Genomic DNA, 22,859 nt, shown 5'->3' on the forward strand with positions numbered 1-22,859 from the left:
GCGACTGGAAGGTTGATGCGACATGGCTGATGATATTCGCAGAAATATGGCATTATTTCCGATTGGCATCGTAATGAAGCTTACGGATTTAACGGCCCGCCAAATCCGCTATTACGAGCAGCATGAACTGATCGTGCCTGCAAGAACAGCAGGGAATCAACGATTGTTTTCATTTAATGACGTTGAGAGGCTACTAGAAATTAAATCATTGATCGAGAAGGGCGTTAACATCGCCGGCATTAAGCAAGTCATGAATCCGGTTTCAAAGGAATCGGACGATGCAACAATCGTAAGCGAGCAATCCGAGGTCAAGCGGCGCGAGCTTTCGGACGCGCAGCTTCACCGCATGCTCAAGCAGCAGCTGCTTGAGAAGAGACCGGGCGGTCAAGCGTCATTGATCCAAGGACAACTGACTCGCTTCTTAAACAAGCGATAGTCTTGCTACAATAACAAGCATACTGAAACGCAAACAAAGGAGATGATAGTGTGGGTTACACTAAAGAGGACATCAAAGCAATTGCCAAAGAACAGAATGTACGTTTCATCCGTTTGCAATTTACCGATTTGCTTGGAACGATCAAGAATGTCGAAATTCCGGTAAGCCAGCTTGAGAAAGCGCTCGATAACAAAATGATGTTCGATGGATCTTCCATTGAAGGTTATGTTCGTATTGAGGAATCTGACATGTATCTTTACCCGGATCTGGACACATGGGTTATTTTCCCGTGGGTAACACAAGACCGTGTTGCTCGTCTGATTTGTGATATCTATATGCCTGACGGCACGCCGTTCGCAGGCGACCCGCGCGGTATTTTGAAGCGTGCGCTTAAAGAAGCGGAAGAGATGGGCTATACAGCAATGAATGTTGGTCCTGAACCGGAATTCTTCTTATTCAAAACCGATGAAAAAGGCGAGCCTACAACGGAATTGAACGACCAAGGCGGTTATTTCGATCTTGCGCCAATGGATATGGGCGAGAACTGCCGCCGTGAAATCGTATTGACGCTTGAAGAGATGGGCTTCGAGATCGAAGCTTCTCACCATGAGGTTGCTCCAGGACAACATGAGATCGACTTCAAATACGCGGATGCCATTCGCGCAGCGGATCAAATCCAAACGTTCAAGCTCGTCGTTAAGACGATTGCACGCGAGCACGGTCTTCATGCATCCTTTATGCCAAAACCGCTGTTCGGCGTTAACGGTTCCGGCATGCACTGTCACCAATCGTTGTTCCAAGGGAATACGAACGTATTTTATGACGAGAAGGACAAGCTTGGTCTAAGCGCAACCGCTCGTTATTATATGGCAGGCGTCCTGCAGCATGCGCGAGCAATGGCTGCGATTACGAACCCAACAGTTAACTCTTACAAACGTCTCGTACCGGGCTATGAAGCTCCAGTATACGTAGCATGGTCGGCGAGCAACCGTTCGCCAATGATCCGTATTCCGGCTTCGCGCGGTCTCAGCACACGCGTTGAAGTACGTAACCCAGATCCTGCGGCTAACCCTTACCTCGTACTTGCGGTAATGCTGAAAGCGGGCCTTGACGGTATTAACAACAGAACGGAGCTTCCTCCTCCGACAGACCGCAACATCTACATTATGACAGAGGAAGAGCGACTGGACGCTGGTATACCGAGCTTGCCAGGCGATCTGAAGGAAGCGCTTGACGAAATGCTTCGCAGCGATGTCGTATGCGACGCGCTAGGCGAGCACGCGCTTGCTCACTTCTACGAGCTCAAAGAAATCGAGTGGGACATGTACCGCACGCAAGTTCACCAATGGGAACGCGATCAGTACTTGACGCTTTACTAAGAGGAAGTAGCCAGTAATGGCGCGGAATTTGAGGGATTGATGTTTGGGGGCATTTGGTGTGTGGCTATCAGTTTTCGGTGGCTGCCCCCAGAATGCCCCCAAATTGTTTCTCGAAGCGATCTAGATTCATTGCCTCAAGCTTCTTTGAAACATGGGCATAGACGTCAGCAGTAATTTGCATGCTGCCATGACCGAGTCTTTCCTGGACAAACTTCATGTCTGCACCGGCTTCCAACAGCATCACCGCGTGAGTGTGGCGGAGCGAGTGAATGGGAAAAGAAGCAAGATTCGCACGCTTTAATATCCGACTAAAGGAATTAAAGAGAGAGGACTTCGGCATAAAGTTTCCGTCGTTACGACATAGCACCAGGTTTAATTCGTGCCGGTACATATCATTTAGGCCGAGCTTATTTTGGTTCTGCCACTGCTTATGGAGCTTTAAATCCCCATTTAGGCCAACACTGATTTTTAGGGTTCGCATTGAGTTATAAGTTTTCGTATCCCCGAACAATTCTTCTATGCTTTCTGCCTGAAAGTCTAAGGTTTTGCTAATCGAAATAGTCTGCTCCTTGAGATCGATATCGGTCCATTGCAATGCAGCAGCTTCGCCTTTCCGCATTCCTGTTTCAATTAACATCTTGTAAAAGATCCAATATTCGTAGCCGTATGCGGCCGCAGCTTGCAATAATTGAGGTATATCGCCTGAATCGATGAACTTTAAATCATTTTTCGTCTTTTTCCCTCTGATCGTAACGCCATCGCAAGGATTCCGTTCCAGTTTACCAAGTGTCACAGCTTTTGCCAGTGCACCGTGTAGAGTGGAGTGGATGATTTCCACAGTACGACGGCTATACTCCTGGTCAATAAGATGATTAAGGAATGTTTGGTACATAATCGGTTTAACATCCTTAAGCATTATCGCTTTGAAGTATGGAATAATATGATTCTTTAAGTTAGCTTCGTGTAGAGCTAATGTGTTCTTTCTGACATTTCCACGCTTGTATTCATTTAGCCAGTGATCGAGATAATCTACCAACTTCATGTCTGATTGTTCATAACCTTGTGTTATCTGCCTCTCAAACTCCACAGCCGCGAGCTGGGCTTCTTTTTTCGTCTCAAATCCGCGTTCCGACTTCTCCTTAAACTTCTGAGTAAACGGATCTTTGTACTTTAGCCGATATTCCCATCCGGTTGAGTGCTTTTTAAAGTTTGCCATCAAATTCCCTCCTATCAAACATATGTTCGGTAAAATGCATATAGTAAACCGCCTCGCAGCGGGAAAGCGCAAGATTACAACTCGATATAGGAACGCTCATCAGACCAGAAACCTTTACGTGGCGGAATTTTTAGGTGAGCTACTTCGTTTGGTACGCCGTTGGCAGTGGCTGCTTCATAGATGCTCATGCCGCGCAGCAGGAGCTCGTCAGGAATAAGTAATTCTACGGCCAATTGATTAGCTTCTCGCTCAATCTTATCAATGGATTGGAGTGTATGTCGACGCAAGAAGGGGGTGTTTATCTTCGAATGGAGGATGGAGTGGCCTAATTCGTGCGCACAAGTATAGCGCTGGTCAGGCTCGTCCAACTCACAGTTAATATGTATCATTGGAATGCGCTTATATGTGTTGAAGTAACCCATCATTCCACCTAGAGGCTCGAACAGTACGAGTATGTTTTTGTGAGAAGCTATCCGGAATGGATCGTTAGTTCCATGTTTGCGGATCAGCCGGCTAACTAGCTGCTTTATCGCCATCCAGTTTACTCCTTATTTATTTTTGTTGGGGTTAAATTTCTGTTTAGCCATTTGTTTCGCCAAGCGTAGGGAGTTTTCAAGTGATATCTTCATAAGTTCTTTGGTTTCATCATCCATAGGCTCGCCATGGAATGCTAAAGCTTCGTTTGAGTCCAGTTCCCCGATCATGCGCGCCAAATCTTCCGCGATGTCGCGTTCTTCTTTTACGGATAACTCAGGCTGGTTCAATGATTCTGCTTTAATGCCTAGTGTAGCACATATTTTCAAAACGTTATCTATAGATGCATTTGCTAAATCTCTTTCGATCATCGATCTAATTGTTGTATACGCCACGCCGGACGCTTTCGATAAACTCATTACGTTAAAACCTTTTTGCTCAATGAGCTTTGATAGATATTCGCCTCTGCTTAACATATTAATTCCTCCTATTAAGCGTTACGCTTTTTCGTAACTCTTACCCCATATTATTACACTTTTCTAGCTTTGTAAACATATATGTACGACATAGCGTAATTAATTTTCTGTTTTCAGTTGACTTGTTACTTTACCTCGTATATATTGAATTTAATAGTTACGACAGTTCGTAACTTTTGGGAGGTGAAACATAATGTACCCGAACCTAACAGCGGAGTTAGCGCGCAAAGGGTTAAAGCAGAAAGACATCATTCCCGTGCTAAATACGAATCGGCCTGCAACGGTTTCTGAGAAGTTGAATGGTAAAGCTCCTCTCTTAATTGACGAAGCTTTTAAGATTCAGTCTGCTTTCTTCCCAGATCTATCACTGGAATATCTTTTTAAAACCGAAGGATAAGTTCCTTAAACTCAACCTGAAAGTAGGAGGAATGCAAGATGATCACGGTGCAAATTGACGAGGTTGAAACTAGGGAGTTGATTCGCTCTCGAGTAGCTACCCTTGTCAAAGAGGTTGATGCAGAGTTGGTGTATTGGGATAGTAATGAGTTACGGCGACGCACCTGCATGAGTATGGAAACGATACAGGCCAACTTCTTCTATGACCCTGCGTTTCCAAAATTCAAAGTTGGCGGCAAATGGTACTATCCGGTGCGTGAGACAAGAGAATTTCTTGAATCCTGGCTAAGGAAGCAAATGTCATGAGGCTGCGATCAAGGTAATGTGTACCGATAATGATAGTGATTGTGGACGTTTGTTTGCATTGAATAATGCAAACACGCTGCTATCTCTGAAGGGAGGCAAGCTTTTTGAGTCATGCACCCGACTGGCAACGTGAATTTTATGTAAGCACTGCAGCTCAGCTTAACGAAGCAGGCTTCATCGTAATATCAGAGGACGGAAGTGCACATTTAACCGAAAAAGGGAAGAAGCGCACGGCAGCACGCTTGGATAAGTTCCCAACTGGCGATGATATGCTGCTGGATCTTGCGTTCTGCGAGGCACAATCCATGTGTGTCAATTTGTTTTAAAGGAGGCAGGTATGTTGCAAGAGGAAAACCAATGGCACAAATACACGCTTATGCGTCTACGGTGGCAACTGCTGAATCGTCCTATCAATGCAGATCCGCTCGTTGTTGAAGCTGCGGTCTGTTGGCTGGATATTGAGATTCACGACATAGAAAAAACCCTTCGGATTAGGGCCCGAAGGGTTTAAACAATCAAATTAATAAATGTTGGTTTTACTATACCACGATCGGAGGTATGGAGCAATGCTCGAAGCTACATTTCAAATCCAAATGGATGGTCAAATGGCGGAGATTATCGCCAGCGCTCTGCGAGATAAAGCAGAGCGTTCCGTTACGACATCGGAAATTGCAATCCATAACCTACTGGCTGAACAAATAAAAGTAGCCAAGCAGGCGTTCCATGAGCGCGCATACGGCGTAATGGCTGCGCGGTATGGATTGCCGCAGGAGGTGCGAATATGCGCTTCAAATGGCTAGGACGCACACCGGTACAAGCCGTTATTTGTATGTCGACCCTATTAGTCCGTTGTAAAGGGCTTGATGTTCAACAAGCCGTGAAACAGACACTGGACAGCGGCAAACACTGCGAAAACAGTGAATTTATATCAGACGAAAGATTCCGACGAATTTGCAAGGCGGTAAACACATATATCGGTGGGGGCAAGCCAAAAGATGCAGCCTCAATACGATGAGTTCGGCGTGCCGCTTACAAGATCGGGCGTATCTGAACGAATATGGGCGCTCTATAAATCGGATACAGAGCGTTTTAAGCAAGAGGTCACGAATTACTTCGCTCTTGGATATCCGGGCTTCAAAGTAGAATCTGCTAATTATAAAGCTCGAATCGTATGGCTAAAAGACGAGAGGGGGTGGACATGAATTGGCACGTCCTATCAAAGAGGGGCTAGACTATTTTCCGTTAGATGTTGATATAGACCAAGATGATAAATTGGTAGTTGTTCTGGGCAAGTATGGCATGGAAGGCTTTGGAGTAATCGTCAGATTACTCTCCGAAATATACAAGAATGGATACTTCTATCCATGGTCTGAACGTGAACAATATGTATTCAGTAACCGAGTAAATGTAAACATTAAAACAGTAAATAACTTGGTTATTGAATGCATTAAATGGGGTTTTTTCGATCAAAAGTGTTTTGATGATTACCGCATTCTTACTTCTCGCGGCATTCAAAATCGATACATCGGAGCTTCGAAAAGACGTAAAAGCATTACCTTCATTGACGAGTACACGTTAATCGATTTGCAGGAAGCGGCGGATAAGGTTAGCTATCCCATCGTATTAATAAATTCCAACGGAAACCGAGTAAATGAATACATTAACCGAGTTAAGGTAAGCAATACGTTTGCAGAAAGTACACAAATAGAGAAGGAGATAGAGAAGGAGAAGGAGAGTGATAAAAAGATAGTAAAGACTCCTTCTCGGCAATCAAGATCGTATGCCGAGGACGACCCCTATTATCAAATGGCCTCATATTTTCACGAGCTGCTAATGGGCTACGTTGAAACGATCGGCAAGGCACACCTTATTCAACATTCGAACCTCCAAAAATGGGCTGACGATTTCAGGAAGATTATTGAACTCGATAAGCGACCAAAGGAAGAGGTAGGAGACGTAATCCGTTGGACCATAGCTGATTCATTTTGGCAAGGAAACGTGTTAAGCCCTGAGAAGCTTCGCGAGAAGTACACGGATTTGTGTTTGAGAATGAGCAAAGCAAAAGGGAAAGGGAGCAAGTCAGGCACAAATCAAGGCTTGTCTGACAAAAACCAAGCTGCAGCCCAAAAGATTAAGGAGGCACAGGAACGTGAAAGAATCAGAGATTCGAGTGCTGTTCTTACGAATGGCTAATTTATTCAATTTCCCTTACGACGATATTACCGTCGAAGAGTGGCATCGGCTACTCGAGCATGTGCCGTTCGAGCAAGCTTCCGCTAACCTTGATGCTTATGCTCTTAATCCAGCAAATGAATGGGCGCCGCGTGCTGGAGTGCTGGCCGCGACATCCATTCAGAAAGTAGCAGGTCCGGCCGTGCTTGACGCAACTCAGACGCTAATCATGTTAAAGGACCGTGACAATGACAATTTTATCCGCATGCCGGATTCGGTAAAGGAGGCTAAGAAGCGAATTGGATTATCCGCCACCGATAGAAAACTATCCGGACCAGCAGCCATTGCCACAGAATCTTGAAGCCGAACAAGCTGTAATAGGTTCGATACTGATCAGTAAGCAAGCAGCCGACACAGCGCTGGGTGAGCTTCGCTCAAGCGAATTTCATAGCCCTTCGCACAGGCGGATATTTAAGTGCATGCAGGACGCAGCTGAGCAAGGGCAATCCGTTGATATAATCACCGTCACTGAGAGAATGCGAGTCAAAGGGTGGCTTAATGACGGGGAGTCTGTTCACTACATGTCGCAACTAGCTAGCTCTGTTCCCTCAGCTTCTAGCGTCAGCCATTATATCAAGCTAGTGAAAACTGCATTCACTCAAAGGGAAATCATTGCTGATTTTTACGCCGGTATTGAAAGGGCTAGGCAGTTAGATGACCCTACTGAAATCATTACATCGATGCAAGTGAAGATGGAGTCGTTGGCCGACAATGCCGTTACACAGAAGGCGTACAGATCGGTGAAGGACATCATCTTCGAAGTTTACGAGGACATGGAAGCCAAGGCTGATAATCCAAACGGAGAGGTCACAGGTGTTCCGTCCGGTTTCGTGGATTTGGATAGAATGACAGCCGGATTCCAGCGGTCCGATTTGATTATTATAGCTGCGCGGCCGTCAGTGGGTAAAACAGCACTAGCCTTAAACATTGGAGTTAATGCGGCAGAGGCGATTAAAGACGCAGTCGCAATATTTTCGCTAGAAATGTCCAATAAGCAACTTGTCGGAAGGATGATATGCGCAGACGGCAATATCGACTCGCTCCGGTTTCGGACTGGACGACTAACCGATTCCGATTGGGAGAAATTTGCGATTGCGAGTGGAAGAATTGCCGATCTGCCAATTTTCATCGACGATTCGCCGGGCATTACCGTTTCCGAGATTCGAGCCAAGTGCCGGAAGATAAAGCGCGAACATGGATTGGGCATGATCCTTATCGATTATTTGCAGCTCATAACAGGCATTGGATCAAATCGGCAAGAAGAGGTGTCTTATATCTCACGGATCTTGAAACAGATTGCGAGAGAACTTGATGTACCGGTTATTGCGTTATCACAGTTAAGCCGTGGAGTAGAGCAACGGCAAGATAAACGCCCGATGATGTCCGACTTGCGAGAGTCGGGATCGATTGAGCAAGATGCTGATATTGTCGCTTTCCTGTACCGCGATGACTATTACGATAAAGAGTCCGAGAAGAAGAACATTATCGAAATCATTATTGCCAAGCAGCGGAATGGACCTGTTGGAACGGTAGAATTGGTATTCCTGAAACAATTCAATAAATTCGTCAATCTGGACAGATCGCATCACGAGGAAAAGCAAGACATCAACGATTCATGGTGGAAAGTGCTTGGCGTGTTGAAAAGCGCAACCTCTGCTGAAATCGAAAAAGCTTATCGCGAGCTGGCGAAGAAATATCATCCCGATCGCGGCGGCAGTAACGAGCTGATGGCTCGAATAAATCGAGCGATTGAAGAAGCGAGAAAGGCTTCATAGGTAAAGATCAAGTGTCTGGATGAAAGGAGATGAAAGGTATGGAACACAAAAGAGAGTACGCTAGGTTGGTAGCGGAAATGGTGAACTTAATTGAAAGTGGTAATATGACGGTCAACCAAGCTCGTGCCCAATTCGGACTCGAACCGATCGATGATTCGAAAGCAAATATTCTTCTTGAAAATGAATTAGCTTGTGAAACGAGACCTTGCCGAGAATGCCGACACTACTCACCGAAGCCGAACAATATTTCGATTTGTCGAAAGAAGCTAATGGGCGTGACGCCGGATATGCTCGTCACTTATAAAACGGAGATCGGGACTTGCTTCGAGAATAAAAATCTCTTCCAAGACGGCAAGTATCCTGATGAATTGACACGTTATCTCATGGAGAAGCCTGATACAACATATTGAATACTGAAGGACATAAGGAGTTAAACATGGCGATTAGTGCAATTGCTTTCAGGCAAAAAAACAGCCGCCCGGATTGATTCCCGTGACGGCGCTCACTCTCAAAAAAAATGGTTACTAATCATCATCAGATGGAGTTGAGGTTCTAGAATCCAAAACACCATCTTCTGTATACCAATCAGTTTTACCATCATCGCTATCGTAACCATAAAATTTTTGTCCATCAGATTCATTGGTAGATGTACGGTCATAACGGTCCATATCTAATTCCTCCTTAATTTACCAAATTATTCGCACTACTATTATTTCCGGACTGACCATTATATATGCACTGAGTATTTTGATGATGAACGTGATCAAGCTGAATATTGAGGATCATGGGAGGGGCGATCATGGATGGTTAGTGCTAAGGCACTGCAATTGATTGAGGACCAGCTCACTCCAATCATAAAATCGGGCAAACGTATAGAACGGGTGAAGATGTATGTATCCAGGCACGCAGCAATGGCGGCACTATCGATAGTGCGAACCCGACACGGCGAGCTGCAGATAGTTGTCGGCGAGTATGTACCAAAAGGATATGCTTACTTAATCGAGAAACCTACAACAAGAGGCGGAATCGGATTTGCATGGGTTTCAAAGTCTAAAAAAATGAAATTGGAGGTTTTCAGTGAATAGCGGCAAATGGAAGCGAGAGCTAATTTGGGTGGCACGAAGCGAAAACGGTCAAATTGTTAGGGTGTCCGAGCAGTCGCCGGAAGAGATATTGCAGGCTGCCGAGGAATTAAGAGAAAAAGCAAAATAAAAAACCTCCGGCCTCTGTTTGGGAACGGACGTGGATGGGAATGAGGAAATGGCTATACAACAATTATCCTTAAATATCTATAAAGTCGACGAAGAAGCAACAAGAGAAGAGGTTGAGAAGTGCTTACAATTGGCAAGGGAATACAAAGTCACCGAGTACATCCCAGACATTCCATCAATGGTTGCTAGTTATAGCGATATGCCACGAAGCAATACGGGGATGACGAGCGATCAAACAGGCAATATCGCCACAAAGACCGTCGATGAAATGGAACGTCGCCGTCGCCACATTGAGCGAGTTGATAAAGCTGTTGGTCGACTAGGCACGAGACAAAAACGGCTCATTCAGATTAGGTATCTTGAGGATGACAACGTAATGGATTGCACTGTAGCGTCGGAACTTGGATACAGCGATCGGCATTATAGACGATTCAAGTCTGTCGCGATTTATCGGCTTGCTAGTTCACTTGGAGTGCTCGTCCTACTGGATGAAGAAAAATGATGTCCGCATTACGTCCGCTCTGTGGCCGATAAGTTGCGAAAAAGTGTGTTATTGTTAGATCATGGAACAAATGTTGAAGGGTCGTCCAATTGGGCGGCCCTTTTCCTATGCTAAGAAAGGCGGTGACCGGCTTGCGTTACTCTCGGAGTAAACCAATGGATAGCAATAAGCACCTGCAGCCGGTCAAATGCCGGGGTTGCATATGGGGCAGCTTCGAAGGAACGAAACAGCTTTGTTTCAAACCTCGAACCTGTATTAAAGACGAAAGAGTGAAGCCACATGAAAAAACTGTATAGGTGGTTCATTAGGAAATTAGCAAGGCATGCTGCTCCAGCTCCTCGCAATCGGAAAGAGCGGAGACAAGGATGTTCATTGTGAATAACGGAGATTTACGCATCACATAGTTTCACCTCATTCAATATGTAGTTGATGACTATTGAGAGAGGAACAGATCCGTAGGGTAGTGCTCCTTATAGGGTATTCCCAAGCGTTTGTGAAATTACATGCTGATAGAAAGGAGTGATTCATTGAATACGGTTCAGCCTATCACGGATGAGGAACTGCTTGAGGACATAATGGATTATTTATGGCAATCGAACACGCGGAATTATATGTTTGTTCTGACTGGCATTAATACAGGATATCGCGTGAGCGACTTCCTAAAGCTTCGCGTCCGTGATGTTATCGGTAGCCATATAAGCATTCGGGAGAAGAAGACAAACAAGGAAAAGCGTATCAAGATCACTCCTGAATTGAAGCAAGCAATCCGAGACTATGTCGAGAAGATGCAGCCGCACGAATACCTGTTTCAAAGCAGGCAAGGTATTAATAGACCGATTGGCCGTTCAATGGCATACAAGATCATGCGAGATATCGCTAACGAATTCCATCTTGATGAGATCGGCTGTCACACTCTTAGGAAGACATTTGGTTATTTCCACTATCGACAATATAAGGATATCGCGCTCCTCATGAACCATTTTAACCACTCTTCAGAGAAGATCACGTTACGCTATATTGGGGAGTTACAAGAGACAATGGATAGCTCGATGAAGAACTTTAAAATTGGCCGAGTTCGCCATATTGCGGGTAGGTGTAACTGAATTTTATAAATGATCGTATAGCTCGTGGCTGTAAGAGAAATAGCTTGTGCCCGAGTTTGACACAATGTCCATTATGGGTAACTCAAACGGACACAAAGTGTTCGTATATCATGGGAATAAAAGAGGTGGGAATATGCCGTTAGCGCCTATGAAACCATGTTTAAAAGTAGGGTGCAGCAATCTTACAAGAGAGCGTTTCTGTGAGGTGCATGCAAAGGAAGCTAGGGGATATGATCGCTATCGTGGTACTGCTGCACAGAGAGGTTATGACAGCTACTGGAGGAAAGAACGAATAGGATTCTTGCAGAAGCATCCACTATGCGTGCAGTGTCTTCTTTGCGGGCTTGTAGTTGAGGCGACTGTTGTGGATCATATTATTCCTCACAAAGGCGATAAGGTTCTATTCTGGAAGCGTGACAACTGGCAAGCGCTCTGTAAACCTTGTCACGATACTAAAACTGTAGTAGAGGATGGAGGATTTGGAAATAAACCTTCTAGAAGTGTGTGGGATAAAATGGTATAATCAGCACACTTGAAAGAAAAGGTGTGTATGTGATGAAAGAACAGTTTTCTGGTTTCTATTCACCAAATGAAGAAGAATTCAAAACGCTATGGCGGGAATGTACATTTATTTTTGACACAAATTCATTATTAAATCTTTTTAGATATCCTAGCGAATCAAGGGATTTACTCTTAAAGGTACTTAATATTATTAGTGATCGAATTTGGATTCCTTATCATGTCGCAGTTGAATATCATTTACATCTCCAAAAACAAATCATTGAGCAAGAAAATAAATATAACGATTTAAGACTATCTATTGAAAAACGTTTCTTAGATCAAAAAACAGAATTAAAAGATTTAAGGCATTCTAATATTGATGTTAGTGGTATTATTCAAGATTTAGACTCGACTTTTGAATCAATCAAAAAAAAGTTGGATGAACAGAAAAGTAGTCATCCTGACTTATTAAAGGTTAAGGATGACCTATCTAAAACTATTGGTAATAAGATTGGTCGTAAGTACACGCAAGATGAGCTTGAATCAATTTATGAAGTAGGAAATTTGAGGTTCAATAACAAAGTACCACCTGGTTACGAGGACCGTAAAGATAAAAAAGATAAGACTTCGTATTATGATGGATTACAATACAAGAATGAATACGGTGATTATGTCTACTGGACGCAGATACTAGAACTTTCGAAAAGTGAAGACGTAAAATCAGTAATATTAGTTACAGATGACAAAAAACCAGATTGGTGGAAAATCATTAATGGTAGAAATTGCGGACCACAACCTGATTTAATACAAGAATTTAGTAATGTTAGCAGTGGGAAGACTTTTTATATGTATCAAACAGAACAATTTCTAAAATATGCTCAATCACATTTGTCTATTGAAGAGAGTCCTCAGAATGTAGAACGAGCAATACAAGAAATTGTTGATGTAAAGAAGACGGACGATGATTTAAGTGAGAAAAATAAAATATTCTCAAAGAATACAGTTAAAAAATTCTATTACAATACTAAGATTAAAGATAAATCACACTTATATTTCGTCAAAGTAAAATTACACCATCCTTTAATTGGGACTCGTTTTGATCCTGCAGATAATGAAGTACTGGATCATATTCGGTTGATGATAACAAAATATTATGATCATCCAGTAACTAACATCTCTTTGTTAAACTCATCAGATATTAAAGATGAATTACTAGTATTTGTTTCAACTCCTGAACCATTTGAGTATAGTTTAGAGTTTGCTGAACGGTTCAATAGTTTAAATTTCGGTTTGGATTTCTCAATAATATATATGACTATGTTTGATATCAGAAATAAAAACGACAACCTATAATGGTTGTTGTTTTTATTTTATCAAGCCCCCCGTAAGCAAAAAAAAAAAAAAAATAAGAAAGTGACCGCGGGGGACTCGATTGCAAAAAAATGTCCCCGTCGATGAATCGGGAATGAAGGGAGGGATTAAAATGGGTAATTCTGTAATTAATTTTCAGCATATGCGAGTCGGTCGGAAAGGCGGCGGTAAAAACTGGACGAAGAAGGAAGTCGAATCTCGAACAGAAGCAGCCAATAAATTCGAGCGAAAAAAGAAGCAAAAGTTAAAAATTCCTGACTGGCTCGACGATACCGCTCGAAAAGTATGGCGAAAAACGGTCAAAGATATGGAAGAATTCGGCGTGCTGGATAAAGTGGACGAAGATGTCCTTGGCATTTACTGTGATGCCGTTTCTAAGGTTCAGGAAATGAACCGGCTGATAGATACGCATGGCTATACGGAAACGAACAAGTCGGGAGTAGAAGTACCTAACGCCTATGTACAAATGAGCCAACGTTATTCGGGAATCGCTCTCCAGTACTCGAACAAGCTGGGGCTTAATGCGGAGGCACGCGCTCGACTAGCGAAGAAGCAAGCTGACGGCAAGGATGATGAGAATGCAGACCTCTTCGATTGATACAGATATCGATTGGACGGACCTGCATCCAACAACCCGTTACGCTGCCGAGATCGTACTCGGTATTCGTCCGAGTTGCGAAATGGAGTTTCTTGCTTGTAGACGGCACTTGAACGATTTGCAACGACAGGCGACCGACGATTTCCCGTACGTATTTGACGAGAGCAGGGCTGATCGCGTATTTGATTGGTTCGAACGTTGTTGCCGCCATGTACGAGGCCCGTTCAGTGGTGAATTAATTGAGCTGCAGGCGTTCCAAAAGTTCGACATTGGTTGCGTCTACGGTTGGGTTCATATGGATTCAGGTAAGCGGCGTTTCCGTAAAGCTTTTCACATGCGGGCGAGAGGGAATGTTAAATCAACCGAGATGTCCGGCTTAGCCCTTTACGGCATGATGGGCGATTGCATCTATCCGCCGGGCGATCCGTCACGTAAACGATATGAAGACAGCCCCGAAGTGGAGTGCGCTGCCGTCGATAAACAGCAGGCTAAGCGGGTATGGCTTGACGCTGCTAAGATGGGCGAGAACAGCCCAGACATTTCGAAGAGGCTTAACATCAAGAAAACGTACGTCGAGCATAAGTCTCGCGGTGGTTGGATGAGACCTCTATCGAAAGACACGAAGAATAAGGACTCCGGTGCTCCTTGCTTAGTCATCATCGATGAGTATCATGCACATCCTACTTCTGAGATTCTCGACGTTTCCTATTCTGGCTTTGGTAAACGGCTGCAGTCACTCATGCAAATTATTAGCACGGCGGGAAAGGATTCCGAGAACAGTCCATGCAAGCGAGAGTACGATGTTCTTTGCAAGATGTTACGCGGCGAAATCCCGATGAACGAAACGTACTACTGCATGATTCGTGAGCTTGAGAAGGGCGACGATCCTCATGACGAGTCCACTTGGGTAAAGGCGAATCCGATCTTGCAGGACGACAACGAATATTCACGCGAGTTGCGCGCGCAAATTCGTGCCGAACACGATGAGGCTTATAATTCAGGTGACGCCGCTAAAATACGCGAGTTTTTAACGAAGCGGGTTAATCGTTGGCAGTCAGATAGTGAAAACAAATACATGTCCGGCATCATGGACAAATGGAAAGTGCTCGCCGTGTCGCGGGACGCTTTTTTCGATTTGGTTCGTGGTTTTGAAACGTGGAACGGTCTCGACTTATCGAAGACAACGGATTTGACGGCTTCGGGTTATGTGTTCCGCTTGCCTGACGGTCGATATGCGGTTACCGCACACGGCTTTATGCCAGAGGAGACAGCGACGAAGCATGAGCACAGTGACAGAGTGCCGTACCGGCAATGGAAAGAAGAAGGCTGGTGCACGCTGACACCGGGATCGGTCGTTGATTACAGTTTTATCAAAGCTCACATCCAACAGCGTGAACAAGATGAAGCATGGTTTATCAAGGAGGTCTGCTACGATCCCTACAACGCTTCGCACTTCACGCAGCAGCTTGAAGCGGAAGGGTACGAACGTGTAGAGATACGCCAAGGCGTACAGACACTTAGCGAGCCAACCAAGTTTTTCCGAGAGCTCGTGCTCAAAGGTCTCATCGTCCATGACGGCAGCCCTCTTCTTACATGGTGCTTGTCGAATGCGGTTGAGGTATCGGACAACAACGGCAATATCAAGTTGTCCAAAAAGCACAAGGACGACAGCCAGCGCATTGACCTTATTGCGGCCATCATTAATGCAATGGTTCGAGCAATGGTGGGCGCCGGTAAGATCGATCTAAACGAGCACATTATGAACGCGGACTTTTCCTTCTAGCGGGGAGGTGAACTATGAAAAGAAGGAATCTTATACAACGTTTATGGGATCGACGATCATCGGAAGGCGGTTTGTTATCTCCGCCACAATGGTTGCTCGATCTATTTGGCGTGTCCAATACGGCTAGTGGCGAAATTATTACGAATGACAGCGCATTGTTGAATAGCAACGTGTATACGTGCGCCTCCATTCTTGGAGGGGATATCGGCAAGCTCCCGATTCAAGTATTTAAGAAGCGTGGCGGGGGCATAGAGCGCGACAGCAGTCATCCCGTGTCAAAGTTACTCGGTACGCGTCCGAACCCGTATATGAGCGCCTACGTCTTTAAGGAGCTTATGCAGGTGCATGTCACGGTATGGGGAAACGGGTACGCAAACATTGAATGGGAAACAAGCGGACCATACAACGGCATGCCAAAAGCGTTATGGCCGCTTGATCCATCGAAGACGGATGTCCATATCGACTCGGTAACGGGTGAGGTTTGGTACGTTACGACATTGCCAAGCGGAGAGGTACGCAAGCTCAAGCATTATGATGTCCTCCATTTTAAAGGGATTAGTAAAAGCGGCCTAAAGGGTATTACGCCGATTTCGGTAATCCGCGAAGAGCTTGGTGTTCAAAAGTCTCAACGTAAATTCCTAGGCTCGTTTTATTCTAACGGCACGGCCACGCGGGGCATATTGAAGATTCCCGGAGGCGGAACGCTGGATAAGCCGGCGAAGGATAAGGCGCGAGACGAGTGGCAGAAAGCAAATTCCGGCTTGAACAATGCGCATCGAATCGCGATTCTCGATGCGGGGATGGAGTATCAGAACCTTGGCATGCCGCTTAATGATGCGCAGTTCATTGAGACAAGCAAGTTCGGCATCATGGAAGTGGCGAAGATTTACAAAGTGCCGGGCTATAAGCTCGGACTGACCGATGTGAAATTCTCCAACATGGAAAACCAATCACTTGAGTACGTGAAGAGTACGCTGCAGCCGATCATCACTAACTGGGAACAGGAATGTGATTACAAACTATTCACGGAGCTGGAGCGGAAACGTTATTACATCAAGTACAATGTTTCCGGTGAACTTCGAGGAGACAGCACAAGTAGAGCCGCTTACTATCGCGAGATGATCGCGATGGGCGCGTACACCATTAACGAAGTGCGTGAGCTGGAGGAGCGGGACAACATTGGCGAGATAGGCGATAAGCATTTCGTCAGCCTGAACTACGTGAATCTTGAGAAGATGGACCAATACCAAGCGCTAAAAGCTGGATTAGGTAAGTCCCCGGAAGGAGGTGAGTAATTTGGGAGATAAGGAAGTTCGATATCTGCATACGGATAAGATTGAAATTCGAAGCGGGATTGAAGAAGGGGAAACACTTGGCATTGCAGGTTATGTCGTTAAATTCAACCAGCGCAGCCAATTAATTTGGGGCGAGTTTTATGAGCGAGTAGCCAAAGGAGCTTTCCTTCGAAGCCTGCAAGAAAATACGATTAAGGCCTTATGGAATCATCGTAGCGATTTCGTTCTTGGTTCGAGTAAAAATAGCACGTTGCGCCTTTACGAAGACAATACCGGACTGCGTTTTGAAATTGATTTACCTAACAGCACATGGGGAAGAGATGCATTTGAATCGATACAGCGGGGCGATGTCGATGGGATGAGCTTCGGGTTCAATGTTCGTTCGGATGCATGGCAGTATTTGAAAGAGGAAGACGTTTATGAACGAACGCTCCTAGACGTTAATCTGTTTGAAGTTTCTCCAACGCCGTTTCCCGCATACCCAGATAGTGAAGTGGACCAGCGGAGCATTGAAGGGCTGGGCATCACGACGAAAGAGCAGCGAAAGCTTGAAAATGAAATATTGTTATTCGAAATCGACCTGTTAGCCATTGGCTAGAATGTCGGTTTTTTTTATTTCCAAAATAAATCTATTGGAGGTTCACTATGGACGAGAAAGAACGCGAATTACGCCAAAGGCTGGCAGCAAAATTGGAAGAAGCACGCGCCTTAGCGGGTGAAGGCAAGATGGTAGAAGCACGAGCAGCGAAAGATGCAGCGAAGAATTTGCGCAGTCAAATTGATCTGATGGTCGAGATGCGCGAGTTGGATGCTCCAGGACAAACCAACCCAGCAGAACCGGAGCAACGCACGGATGAAGCCAATAAAGCAGCGCAATACCGCAACGCATTCCTAAAGGAACTTCGAAATAAGCCACTGAATGCAGAAGAGCGGGCGCTTGTGGACAGTGCTGTAGAAGAGCTCCGCGCTGGCATGCAAGGTAGCGTAGGCGAAGACGGCGGACTGATCGTGCCGCAGGATATCCAAACGATGATTCATGAACTGAAACGTCAGTTTGTATCGCTCGAAACGCTGGTTACGGTTGAGCCGGTGACCGCTCGTTCAGGATCAAGGGTTATTGAAACGAATGCAGACATTACACCGTTTGCAGATATCAATGAATTGACGGATCTGGACGACATGGATAATCCGAAGTTTAAACCGATCACCTATGCGATTAAAGACCGCGGCGGCATTCTTCCTATTTCCAACACGCTGCTGCAGGACACCGATCAGAACCTCATGCAGTATCTTGCCAAGTGGATTGCTAAGAAATCGGTTGTTACGCGAAACAAATTGATTTTAGATTTGCTGAAACTGAAAGCGAAAGTAGCGATGCCGAATCTTGACGCCATTAAGACGGTGCTGAATGTCACGCTCGATCCTTCGATCAGCTTGGGCGCTATTATTCTGACGAACCAAGACGGCTTTAACTTCTTGGACCAGCAAAAGGACGGCGATGGTCGTGCCATGCTGCAGCCTAACCCAACACAACCTACCCAGAAGCTGTTGTTCGGCAAGCCGGTTGTCGTTATCGGTAACAAATGGTTGCCAACCGTTGCGACGAAAGCGCCAATCATCATCGGTGACTTGAAGGAAGCGATCGTACTCTTTGACCGCCAACAATATTCCATTGCATCAACGAACGTTGGAGGCAAATCATTCGGCCGCAACTCGACGGATGTACGTGCTATTCAGCGCGAGGACGTTCAGAACTTCGATGAAGAAGCCGTTGTTTACGGGCAACTGACAATCGCATAGAAAAAGGGGACTCGTTCCCCTCTTGAGGGAGGAAATGAGATGAGTAATTCAACCCAAAATTATTCGGATCAGGGCAAGCGGTTTGTCGTTGGCGGTGAGCTGGACATATTGCCAACCGGAAAGATAAAAGCCAACGGCAAGCAAGCGGCTGCGATTGCAAAACACGCAGATCCATCTAAGGCAACGCTAGAAGACATTGCCACTAAACAAAATGAAATCCTTGCCGCGCTGAGCGGCGTGGGTATCATTGCCAAGAGTAAGTAAGCCATGTTGACGACTCTCGGACGCTTAAAAGGCGTGTTGCAAATGCCGTTAGAGGATACAAGCGAAGACGATCTTCTCACGCTACACATCGCAGTAGCTTCAGCAGCCATAGAGCAATATTGCAAACGACAATTCCGAAAGCAATCCTACACGGAACAACTGAGCGGCGATTCATTCTCCAAATATGTTAATCTCAGAAACTATCCGGTACATTCCGTTAGTGAATTGTCCGTGATAGGATATGAGATTTTGGAGGAAGGCAGGTTATACCGCTCGTGTGGCTGGCCGAGCGGTGAGCACAACATCAAAGTGACTTATATCGGTGGGTATGTGCTGCCGGACGCTGCGACAGAGGATGTTCCAAAAACACTCCCCGAACCGCTGGAACTTGCTTGTCTTTTGTATGCTCAAACCTTGCTGCGGGAGCCCGGTGTCAAATCGGAGCGGGTAGGTAATATCAATGTTACCTATGCGGATGAAAAAGAGAGTTTGCCGTCCGCCGTTATTTCACTCATAACGCCATATGTGGGGCGCTGGATATGAGCCGCCGGACAAGTTACAGGCGCGCAAATGTGACGGTAACAGGGGATATGGATCTCTCCTTACTGCTAGACCGAATAGGACCTCTTACACGAAAAGAGGTCCATATCGGCATGCAGGGAAGCGAAGAGCTTGCCATGATCGCAGGTGTTCATGAATACGGCAGTGTGAAAATGAATATTCCAGCGCGATCATTCATTGGCACAGGAAAGAAAAAAGCACAGGCGGCTATTAGCAAGCTTGTCCGTACAGGCGTCACAGAAATAGCGCTTGGACAACGATCGGTAGAATCCTTACTTGATGAAATTGGTGAGATCGGTCAGTCAAAGACCATTAAAAACTTCGATCGTATCAAACAACCCGGTCTTTCAGCGATATACGCAAGTCGCAAAGCCGGTAAAAAACTGTTAGTCGCAGACAAGGAACTGCGAGATTCCATTGTCTTTGTCGTTGTTCCGAAACGGAGGAGGTAGCTATGCGGTTTCGATTCAGCGGTATCCTACGCAAGTACGAACTACCGTATATACTGATTCGCCCAAGCGAAGGTTCATATGATTCTGTTGGCGTATATCAGCGTCCGCTGCCGGAGCGCGTTCCGCTACGCGGATCTATTCAGCCGATCGGTGAAAAACTGTTGCAGCTCGACGGCGGACGTTATACCGAAGATGACCGAATGTTGTTCACGACACATCGTCATCAAGCCGGTGATGTAATCGAACACGGCGGAAGGCAGTATACGGTTTCACCGGTCACGGATTGGAACAGTTATAGCAATGTGAATGAATATCAATTGAAGCGGGTGAGCACGCATGATCCCATTCGAACAGATCCGTAAGGTGATGGTTGAAGGACTGTCTCAGCATTTGAATGTCAGTGTCATTGAAATGAATGGGATCGGCAAAGTGCCGCCTTATCCGTTCATGACCTACGACTTTACGGACGAAGGAAGCCCCATCGGGCACATGGCTACTGAGGTGATTGGAGATCGCCTCATTCAATCTGGCCCTGTCTCGCTTAGCGTGTCCTTCCAAAGTTACGCAACGGATCGTTTAGACAGTGTAACCCAAGCGAACCGAGCGCGGGATTGGTTTTTAACGGCAGGCCACTGGCTTCTAAAGGATGAAGCAGGGCTGGTCGTCGTCAATGTCGGCGCTTCACAAAACCGTGATATCCAAATCGGGGATGAGTGGGAGCGTCGGAATGGATTTGATGTCGAATTTCGAACGACAAATCGAATCGAACAGGTCTTACAGCCTCTCGAGTCGATCAATTTGAAAGGAGTGGAGTCAATTGAATAAGGATGTAAATGTCATTATTGACATCGAGCGCCCAACGCCTAAGCTGGGGTTCGGGAAGCCGCTTATATTAGGTGCAAGCGCTGCAGGTTCGCCGTATAAAACATACGTGGACTTGGAAGGGGTAAAGGTGGATTTTGCTCCAACAACGGAGGAATATAAGGCAGCCTTCGCGCTGCTGAATCAAGGCGATGATTCGCCAGCTGAGATTGCAATCATGTGCCGAAAAACGGGAGAAACCGAACAGACACTAGCCGAAGTGCTGGAGATCGCCTTTACGAAGGACTGGTATTTCCTCGTTACCACGACAGCAGACCTTGATGACATCGGTGAGATCGCGGAGGCCATCGATCAAGATAATACGCGTGAATACTTCGTTCGATCGGATGATCTAGTTGATGTCGGTGTCCTTAAAGGAGCGGGATACAGCCGATCGACGGTAATCTATCACGCCAATATCGCGAACTATCCAGAGGCAGCTTGGATCGGAAGAACCGGTTCAGCGCCAGTCGGTTCAGTAACATGGAAATTCAAGACGTTAACAGGCATCGCACCGATGGATATTTCCGGAACGGAGCTGAATAACATCCACGCGGCCGGCGCCAATACGTATGTCACGAAAGCTGGAAAGAATCAGACCAGTGAGGGCAAAACGTTATCCGGTGAGTACATCGATATCATTCATTCCAAAGATTATATCAAATTCAATATTGAGCATGGCGTGCAAACCTTGCTGAACAATGCCCCGAAAGTGAGCTTTGACGACAACGGGATTGCGCAAATCGAAAGTGTTGTACGGACTGTTCTGCAACGCGCATTCAATCAAGGAATGATTGCCGCTGACGCGGAGGGTCTTCCGCTATTCGGTACGACATTCAAAGGCCGTGCGGAAGTCGATCCGGCAGATCGCGAAGCTCGTGTCTATAATGACGGTACGTTTTGGTTTGAGCTGGCCGGTGCTATCCATGAAACTACGATTCGCGGTTCAATTCGATTCTAAGGAGGGATTTAGATGTCAGAAGCAACAACTTATGATTCCAAGGCCGTTAGTGTCATTGTCAAAGGTGTTTATCTAACCGGCTTTGCTGAGTCTATGGTCGAAATTGAGAAGGACGAGGATAATTTTGAGGTGAAGGTAGGCGCGCAAGGCGATACCATTCGCACAAAGCTAAATAATCCGCTAGGTACAGCAACAGTCACGTTGCTGCCGACCAGTCCGCACGTCGCCTATTTGGACAAGCTTGCCAACACAGGCGAGCTCGTTCCTATTACCATCATTAATGCTGGACCGCCGAAAGAAATCGTCACAGTGACACAAGCATTCGTCAAGAAGCCAGCCGCTCGATCGTACGGCAATGAAGCGGAAGATCGGGAGTACGAGTTCCAATGCATGGATATGGCCTTTAACTAATAACATTCGAAAACAGAGAGGGAATGATGAAAATGAGTAATTATAAACAGAAGAGAATCGAGACAAAAAGCGGAACAAGCTACTTGCTCCAGCATCCGGGAGTTCGTACGGTAACGAAAATTACGGATCGCGTAAAAAACAAGCATGGCGTTCCGTCTGACGAAAAATTAGCGGATGAAATGCTCCAGCATGTCGTTGTTGAGCCGAAGCTTCGTATTGAAAGTTTTGAATCCTATGGCGAGCTTAATGAAGTCGTAATCAAAGCATTCAACTTCATTACAGGTCAAGACGACGAGGAAAGCGATGGCGATATCGAAACAGAAGGCTAAGGAACGCGCGCGCAGCAACTGGCATATATGGCGCTTGCTGTTATCGGACATGTCCATTTCGTACAGTGATTTAGACCTGATGGATGATGATGATATCGCGGAAGCAAATGCCGCGTTAGACATCCATATCGAGCAGCAGAAGGCGCTTAGCAAGAAGAAATAGACG

Annotated in this window: 35 protein-coding genes; 31 read left to right on the forward strand and 4 right to left on the reverse strand. The window is 45.7% G+C overall.

Annotated elements, in window-relative coordinates:
* The first annotated feature begins 22 nt into the window (after positions 1-22).
* Together AC0YN0_RS13750 and glnA are read left to right on the forward strand one after the other, a co-directional pair.
* Entirely contained in the window at positions 23-436 is a 414-nt protein-coding gene (locus AC0YN0_RS13750; protein WP_337101424.1) for a MerR family transcriptional regulator, read from the forward strand.
* A gap of 50 nt (positions 437-486) precedes the next feature.
* A complete protein-coding gene (gene glnA / locus AC0YN0_RS13755) occupies positions 487-1,815 on the forward strand; it encodes a type I glutamate--ammonia ligase (RefSeq protein ID WP_337101423.1) in 1,329 nt (442 codons plus the stop codon).
* Positions 1,816-1,882: 67 nt separating this feature from the next.
* Here the strand turns inward: glnA and AC0YN0_RS13760 are convergent, their stop codons facing one another.
* The 3 genes from AC0YN0_RS13760 to AC0YN0_RS13770 all read right to left on the reverse strand — a co-directional run bounded on the left by AC0YN0_RS13760 (position 1,883) and on the right by AC0YN0_RS13770 (position 3,981).
* Positions 1,883-3,031, reverse strand: coding sequence for a site-specific integrase (locus AC0YN0_RS13760; RefSeq protein WP_475821713.1), 1,149 nt, complete (start codon positions 3,029-3,031; stop codon positions 1,883-1,885).
* Positions 3,032-3,105: 74 nt separating this feature from the next.
* Positions 3,106-3,567, reverse strand: coding sequence for an ImmA/IrrE family metallo-endopeptidase (locus tag AC0YN0_RS13765; protein WP_475821714.1), 462 nt, complete (start codon positions 3,565-3,567; stop codon positions 3,106-3,108).
* A 12-nt stretch (positions 3,568-3,579) separates the two neighbouring features.
* Positions 3,580-3,981 (reverse strand): helix-turn-helix domain-containing protein, encoded by a 402-nt coding sequence (locus AC0YN0_RS13770; RefSeq protein WP_475821715.1) that lies wholly within the window; start codon positions 3,979-3,981, stop codon positions 3,580-3,582.
* Positions 3,982-4,174: 193 nt separating this feature from the next.
* Between AC0YN0_RS13770 and AC0YN0_RS13775 the strand changes: the two genes are divergently transcribed.
* The 9 genes from AC0YN0_RS13775 to AC0YN0_RS13815 all read left to right on the forward strand — a co-directional run bounded on the left by AC0YN0_RS13775 (position 4,175) and on the right by AC0YN0_RS13815 (position 9,100).
* Positions 4,175-4,378: an XRE family transcriptional regulator gene (locus AC0YN0_RS13775; protein WP_475821716.1), complete on the forward strand. Its 204-nt coding sequence runs from the start codon at positions 4,175-4,177 to the stop codon at positions 4,376-4,378.
* A gap of 38 nt (positions 4,379-4,416) precedes the next feature.
* Positions 4,417-4,683 (forward strand): group-specific protein, encoded by a 267-nt coding sequence (locus tag AC0YN0_RS13780; protein ID WP_475821717.1) that lies wholly within the window; start codon positions 4,417-4,419, stop codon positions 4,681-4,683.
* 104 nt (positions 4,684-4,787) lie between these two features.
* Positions 4,788-5,009, forward strand: a complete 222-nt coding sequence (locus AC0YN0_RS13785; RefSeq protein ID WP_475821718.1) for a hypothetical protein — start codon at positions 4,788-4,790, stop codon at positions 5,007-5,009.
* A 240-nt stretch (positions 5,010-5,249) separates the two neighbouring features.
* The gene (locus AC0YN0_RS13790; protein WP_475821719.1) at positions 5,250-5,483 is read left to right on the forward strand and encodes a hypothetical protein; all 234 of its coding nucleotides are present in this window, start codon (positions 5,250-5,252) and stop codon (positions 5,481-5,483) included.
* A 195-nt stretch (positions 5,484-5,678) separates the two neighbouring features.
* On the forward strand, positions 5,679-5,885 hold the full coding sequence (locus AC0YN0_RS13795) for a hypothetical protein (protein WP_475821720.1): 207 nt from the start codon (positions 5,679-5,681) through the stop codon (positions 5,883-5,885).
* A 1-nt stretch (position 5,886) separates the two neighbouring features.
* Positions 5,887-6,876 carry a DUF4373 domain-containing protein gene (locus AC0YN0_RS13800; RefSeq protein ID WP_475821721.1) on the forward strand — a complete coding sequence of 330 codons (990 nt, stop codon included), beginning with the start codon at positions 5,887-5,889 and terminating at the stop codon, positions 6,874-6,876.
* Positions 6,833-7,216, forward strand: a complete 384-nt coding sequence (locus tag AC0YN0_RS13805; protein WP_475821722.1) for a hypothetical protein — start codon at positions 6,833-6,835, stop codon at positions 7,214-7,216. Before AC0YN0_RS13800 ends, AC0YN0_RS13805 begins: the two co-directional genes overlap by 44 nt.
* Positions 7,173-8,690, forward strand: coding sequence for a replicative DNA helicase (dnaB, locus tag AC0YN0_RS13810; protein ID WP_475821909.1), 1,518 nt, complete (start codon positions 7,173-7,175; stop codon positions 8,688-8,690). Before AC0YN0_RS13805 ends, dnaB begins: the two co-directional genes overlap by 44 nt.
* A gap of 38 nt (positions 8,691-8,728) precedes the next feature.
* Positions 8,729-9,100, forward strand: a complete 372-nt coding sequence (locus AC0YN0_RS13815; RefSeq protein WP_475821723.1) for a hypothetical protein — start codon at positions 8,729-8,731, stop codon at positions 9,098-9,100.
* 114 nt (positions 9,101-9,214) lie between these two features.
* Here the strand turns inward: AC0YN0_RS13815 and AC0YN0_RS13820 are convergent, their stop codons facing one another.
* A complete protein-coding gene (locus AC0YN0_RS13820) occupies positions 9,215-9,358 on the reverse strand; it encodes a hypothetical protein (RefSeq protein WP_475821724.1) in 144 nt (47 codons plus the stop codon).
* 135 nt (positions 9,359-9,493) lie between these two features.
* On the opposite strand from AC0YN0_RS13820, the gene AC0YN0_RS13825 reads away from it, so the two are divergent.
* The 20 genes from AC0YN0_RS13825 (at position 9,494) to AC0YN0_RS13920 (ending at position 22,856) form a co-directional block, all read left to right on the forward strand.
* Positions 9,494-9,775 carry a hypothetical protein gene (locus AC0YN0_RS13825; protein WP_475821725.1) on the forward strand — a complete coding sequence of 94 codons (282 nt, stop codon included), beginning with the start codon at positions 9,494-9,496 and terminating at the stop codon, positions 9,773-9,775.
* Positions 9,768-9,902, forward strand: a complete 135-nt coding sequence (locus tag AC0YN0_RS13830) for a hypothetical protein (RefSeq protein WP_475821726.1) — start codon at positions 9,768-9,770, stop codon at positions 9,900-9,902. The genes AC0YN0_RS13825 and AC0YN0_RS13830 overlap by 8 nt, the downstream gene beginning before the upstream one ends.
* A gap of 48 nt (positions 9,903-9,950) precedes the next feature.
* Entirely contained in the window at positions 9,951-10,403 is a 453-nt protein-coding gene (locus AC0YN0_RS13835; RefSeq protein WP_475821727.1) for an ArpU family phage packaging/lysis transcriptional regulator, read from the forward strand.
* 527 nt (positions 10,404-10,930) lie between these two features.
* Entirely contained in the window at positions 10,931-11,506 is a 576-nt protein-coding gene (locus AC0YN0_RS13840; RefSeq protein ID WP_475821728.1) for a site-specific integrase, read from the forward strand.
* A gap of 148 nt (positions 11,507-11,654) precedes the next feature.
* Positions 11,655-12,029, forward strand: a complete 375-nt coding sequence (locus AC0YN0_RS13845) for an HNH endonuclease signature motif containing protein (RefSeq protein WP_475821910.1) — start codon at positions 11,655-11,657, stop codon at positions 12,027-12,029.
* Positions 12,030-12,061: 32 nt separating this feature from the next.
* Positions 12,062-13,360: a PIN-like domain-containing protein gene (locus AC0YN0_RS13850; protein ID WP_475821729.1), complete on the forward strand. Its 1,299-nt coding sequence runs from the start codon at positions 12,062-12,064 to the stop codon at positions 13,358-13,360.
* Positions 13,361-13,490: 130 nt separating this feature from the next.
* Complete coding sequence (locus tag AC0YN0_RS13855) at positions 13,491-13,976, forward strand: phage terminase small subunit P27 family (protein ID WP_475821730.1); 486 nt, start codon at positions 13,491-13,493, stop codon at positions 13,974-13,976.
* Positions 13,957-15,759: a terminase large subunit gene (locus AC0YN0_RS13860; RefSeq protein ID WP_475821731.1), complete on the forward strand. Its 1,803-nt coding sequence runs from the start codon at positions 13,957-13,959 to the stop codon at positions 15,757-15,759. Before AC0YN0_RS13855 ends, AC0YN0_RS13860 begins: the two co-directional genes overlap by 20 nt.
* A gap of 14 nt (positions 15,760-15,773) precedes the next feature.
* Complete coding sequence (locus AC0YN0_RS13865; protein WP_475821732.1) at positions 15,774-17,054, forward strand: phage portal protein; 1,281 nt, start codon at positions 15,774-15,776, stop codon at positions 17,052-17,054.
* 1 nt (position 17,055) lies between these two features.
* Positions 17,056-17,652, forward strand: coding sequence for an HK97 family phage prohead protease (locus AC0YN0_RS13870; protein ID WP_475821733.1), 597 nt, complete (start codon positions 17,056-17,058; stop codon positions 17,650-17,652).
* 47 nt (positions 17,653-17,699) lie between these two features.
* Positions 17,700-18,854, forward strand: coding sequence for a phage major capsid protein (locus AC0YN0_RS13875; RefSeq protein ID WP_475821734.1), 1,155 nt, complete (start codon positions 17,700-17,702; stop codon positions 18,852-18,854).
* Between the two features lie 39 nt (positions 18,855-18,893).
* Positions 18,894-19,118: a hypothetical protein gene (locus AC0YN0_RS13880; RefSeq protein ID WP_475821735.1), complete on the forward strand. Its 225-nt coding sequence runs from the start codon at positions 18,894-18,896 to the stop codon at positions 19,116-19,118.
* A gap of 3 nt (positions 19,119-19,121) precedes the next feature.
* Positions 19,122-19,661, forward strand: a complete 540-nt coding sequence (locus AC0YN0_RS13885; protein WP_475821736.1) for a phage head-tail connector protein — start codon at positions 19,122-19,124, stop codon at positions 19,659-19,661.
* A 110-nt stretch (positions 19,662-19,771) separates the two neighbouring features.
* Entirely contained in the window at positions 19,772-20,131 is a 360-nt protein-coding gene (locus AC0YN0_RS13890) for a hypothetical protein (RefSeq protein WP_475821737.1), read from the forward strand.
* Between the two features lie 2 nt (positions 20,132-20,133).
* Positions 20,134-20,493 (forward strand): hypothetical protein, encoded by a 360-nt coding sequence (locus AC0YN0_RS13895; protein WP_475821738.1) that lies wholly within the window; start codon positions 20,134-20,136, stop codon positions 20,491-20,493.
* Positions 20,468-20,956, forward strand: a complete 489-nt coding sequence (locus tag AC0YN0_RS13900) for a phage neck terminator protein (protein WP_475821739.1) — start codon at positions 20,468-20,470, stop codon at positions 20,954-20,956. The genes AC0YN0_RS13895 and AC0YN0_RS13900 overlap by 26 nt, the downstream gene beginning before the upstream one ends.
* Positions 20,949-21,953: a DUF3383 family protein gene (locus AC0YN0_RS13905; protein WP_475821740.1), complete on the forward strand. Its 1,005-nt coding sequence runs from the start codon at positions 20,949-20,951 to the stop codon at positions 21,951-21,953. Before AC0YN0_RS13900 ends, AC0YN0_RS13905 begins: the two co-directional genes overlap by 8 nt.
* 12 nt (positions 21,954-21,965) lie before the next feature.
* Positions 21,966-22,364 (forward strand): phage structural protein, encoded by a 399-nt coding sequence (locus AC0YN0_RS13910; RefSeq protein WP_475821741.1) that lies wholly within the window; start codon positions 21,966-21,968, stop codon positions 22,362-22,364.
* Between the two features lie 32 nt (positions 22,365-22,396).
* A complete protein-coding gene (locus AC0YN0_RS13915) occupies positions 22,397-22,693 on the forward strand; it encodes a hypothetical protein (RefSeq protein ID WP_475821742.1) in 297 nt (98 codons plus the stop codon).
* Entirely contained in the window at positions 22,668-22,856 is a 189-nt protein-coding gene (locus tag AC0YN0_RS13920; RefSeq protein WP_475821743.1) for a hypothetical protein, read from the forward strand. The genes AC0YN0_RS13915 and AC0YN0_RS13920 overlap by 26 nt, the downstream gene beginning before the upstream one ends.
* Positions 22,857-22,859: the final 3 nt, after the last annotated feature.

The sequence above is a fragment of the Paenibacillus sp. J22P218 genome (genome assembly GCF_056269195.1).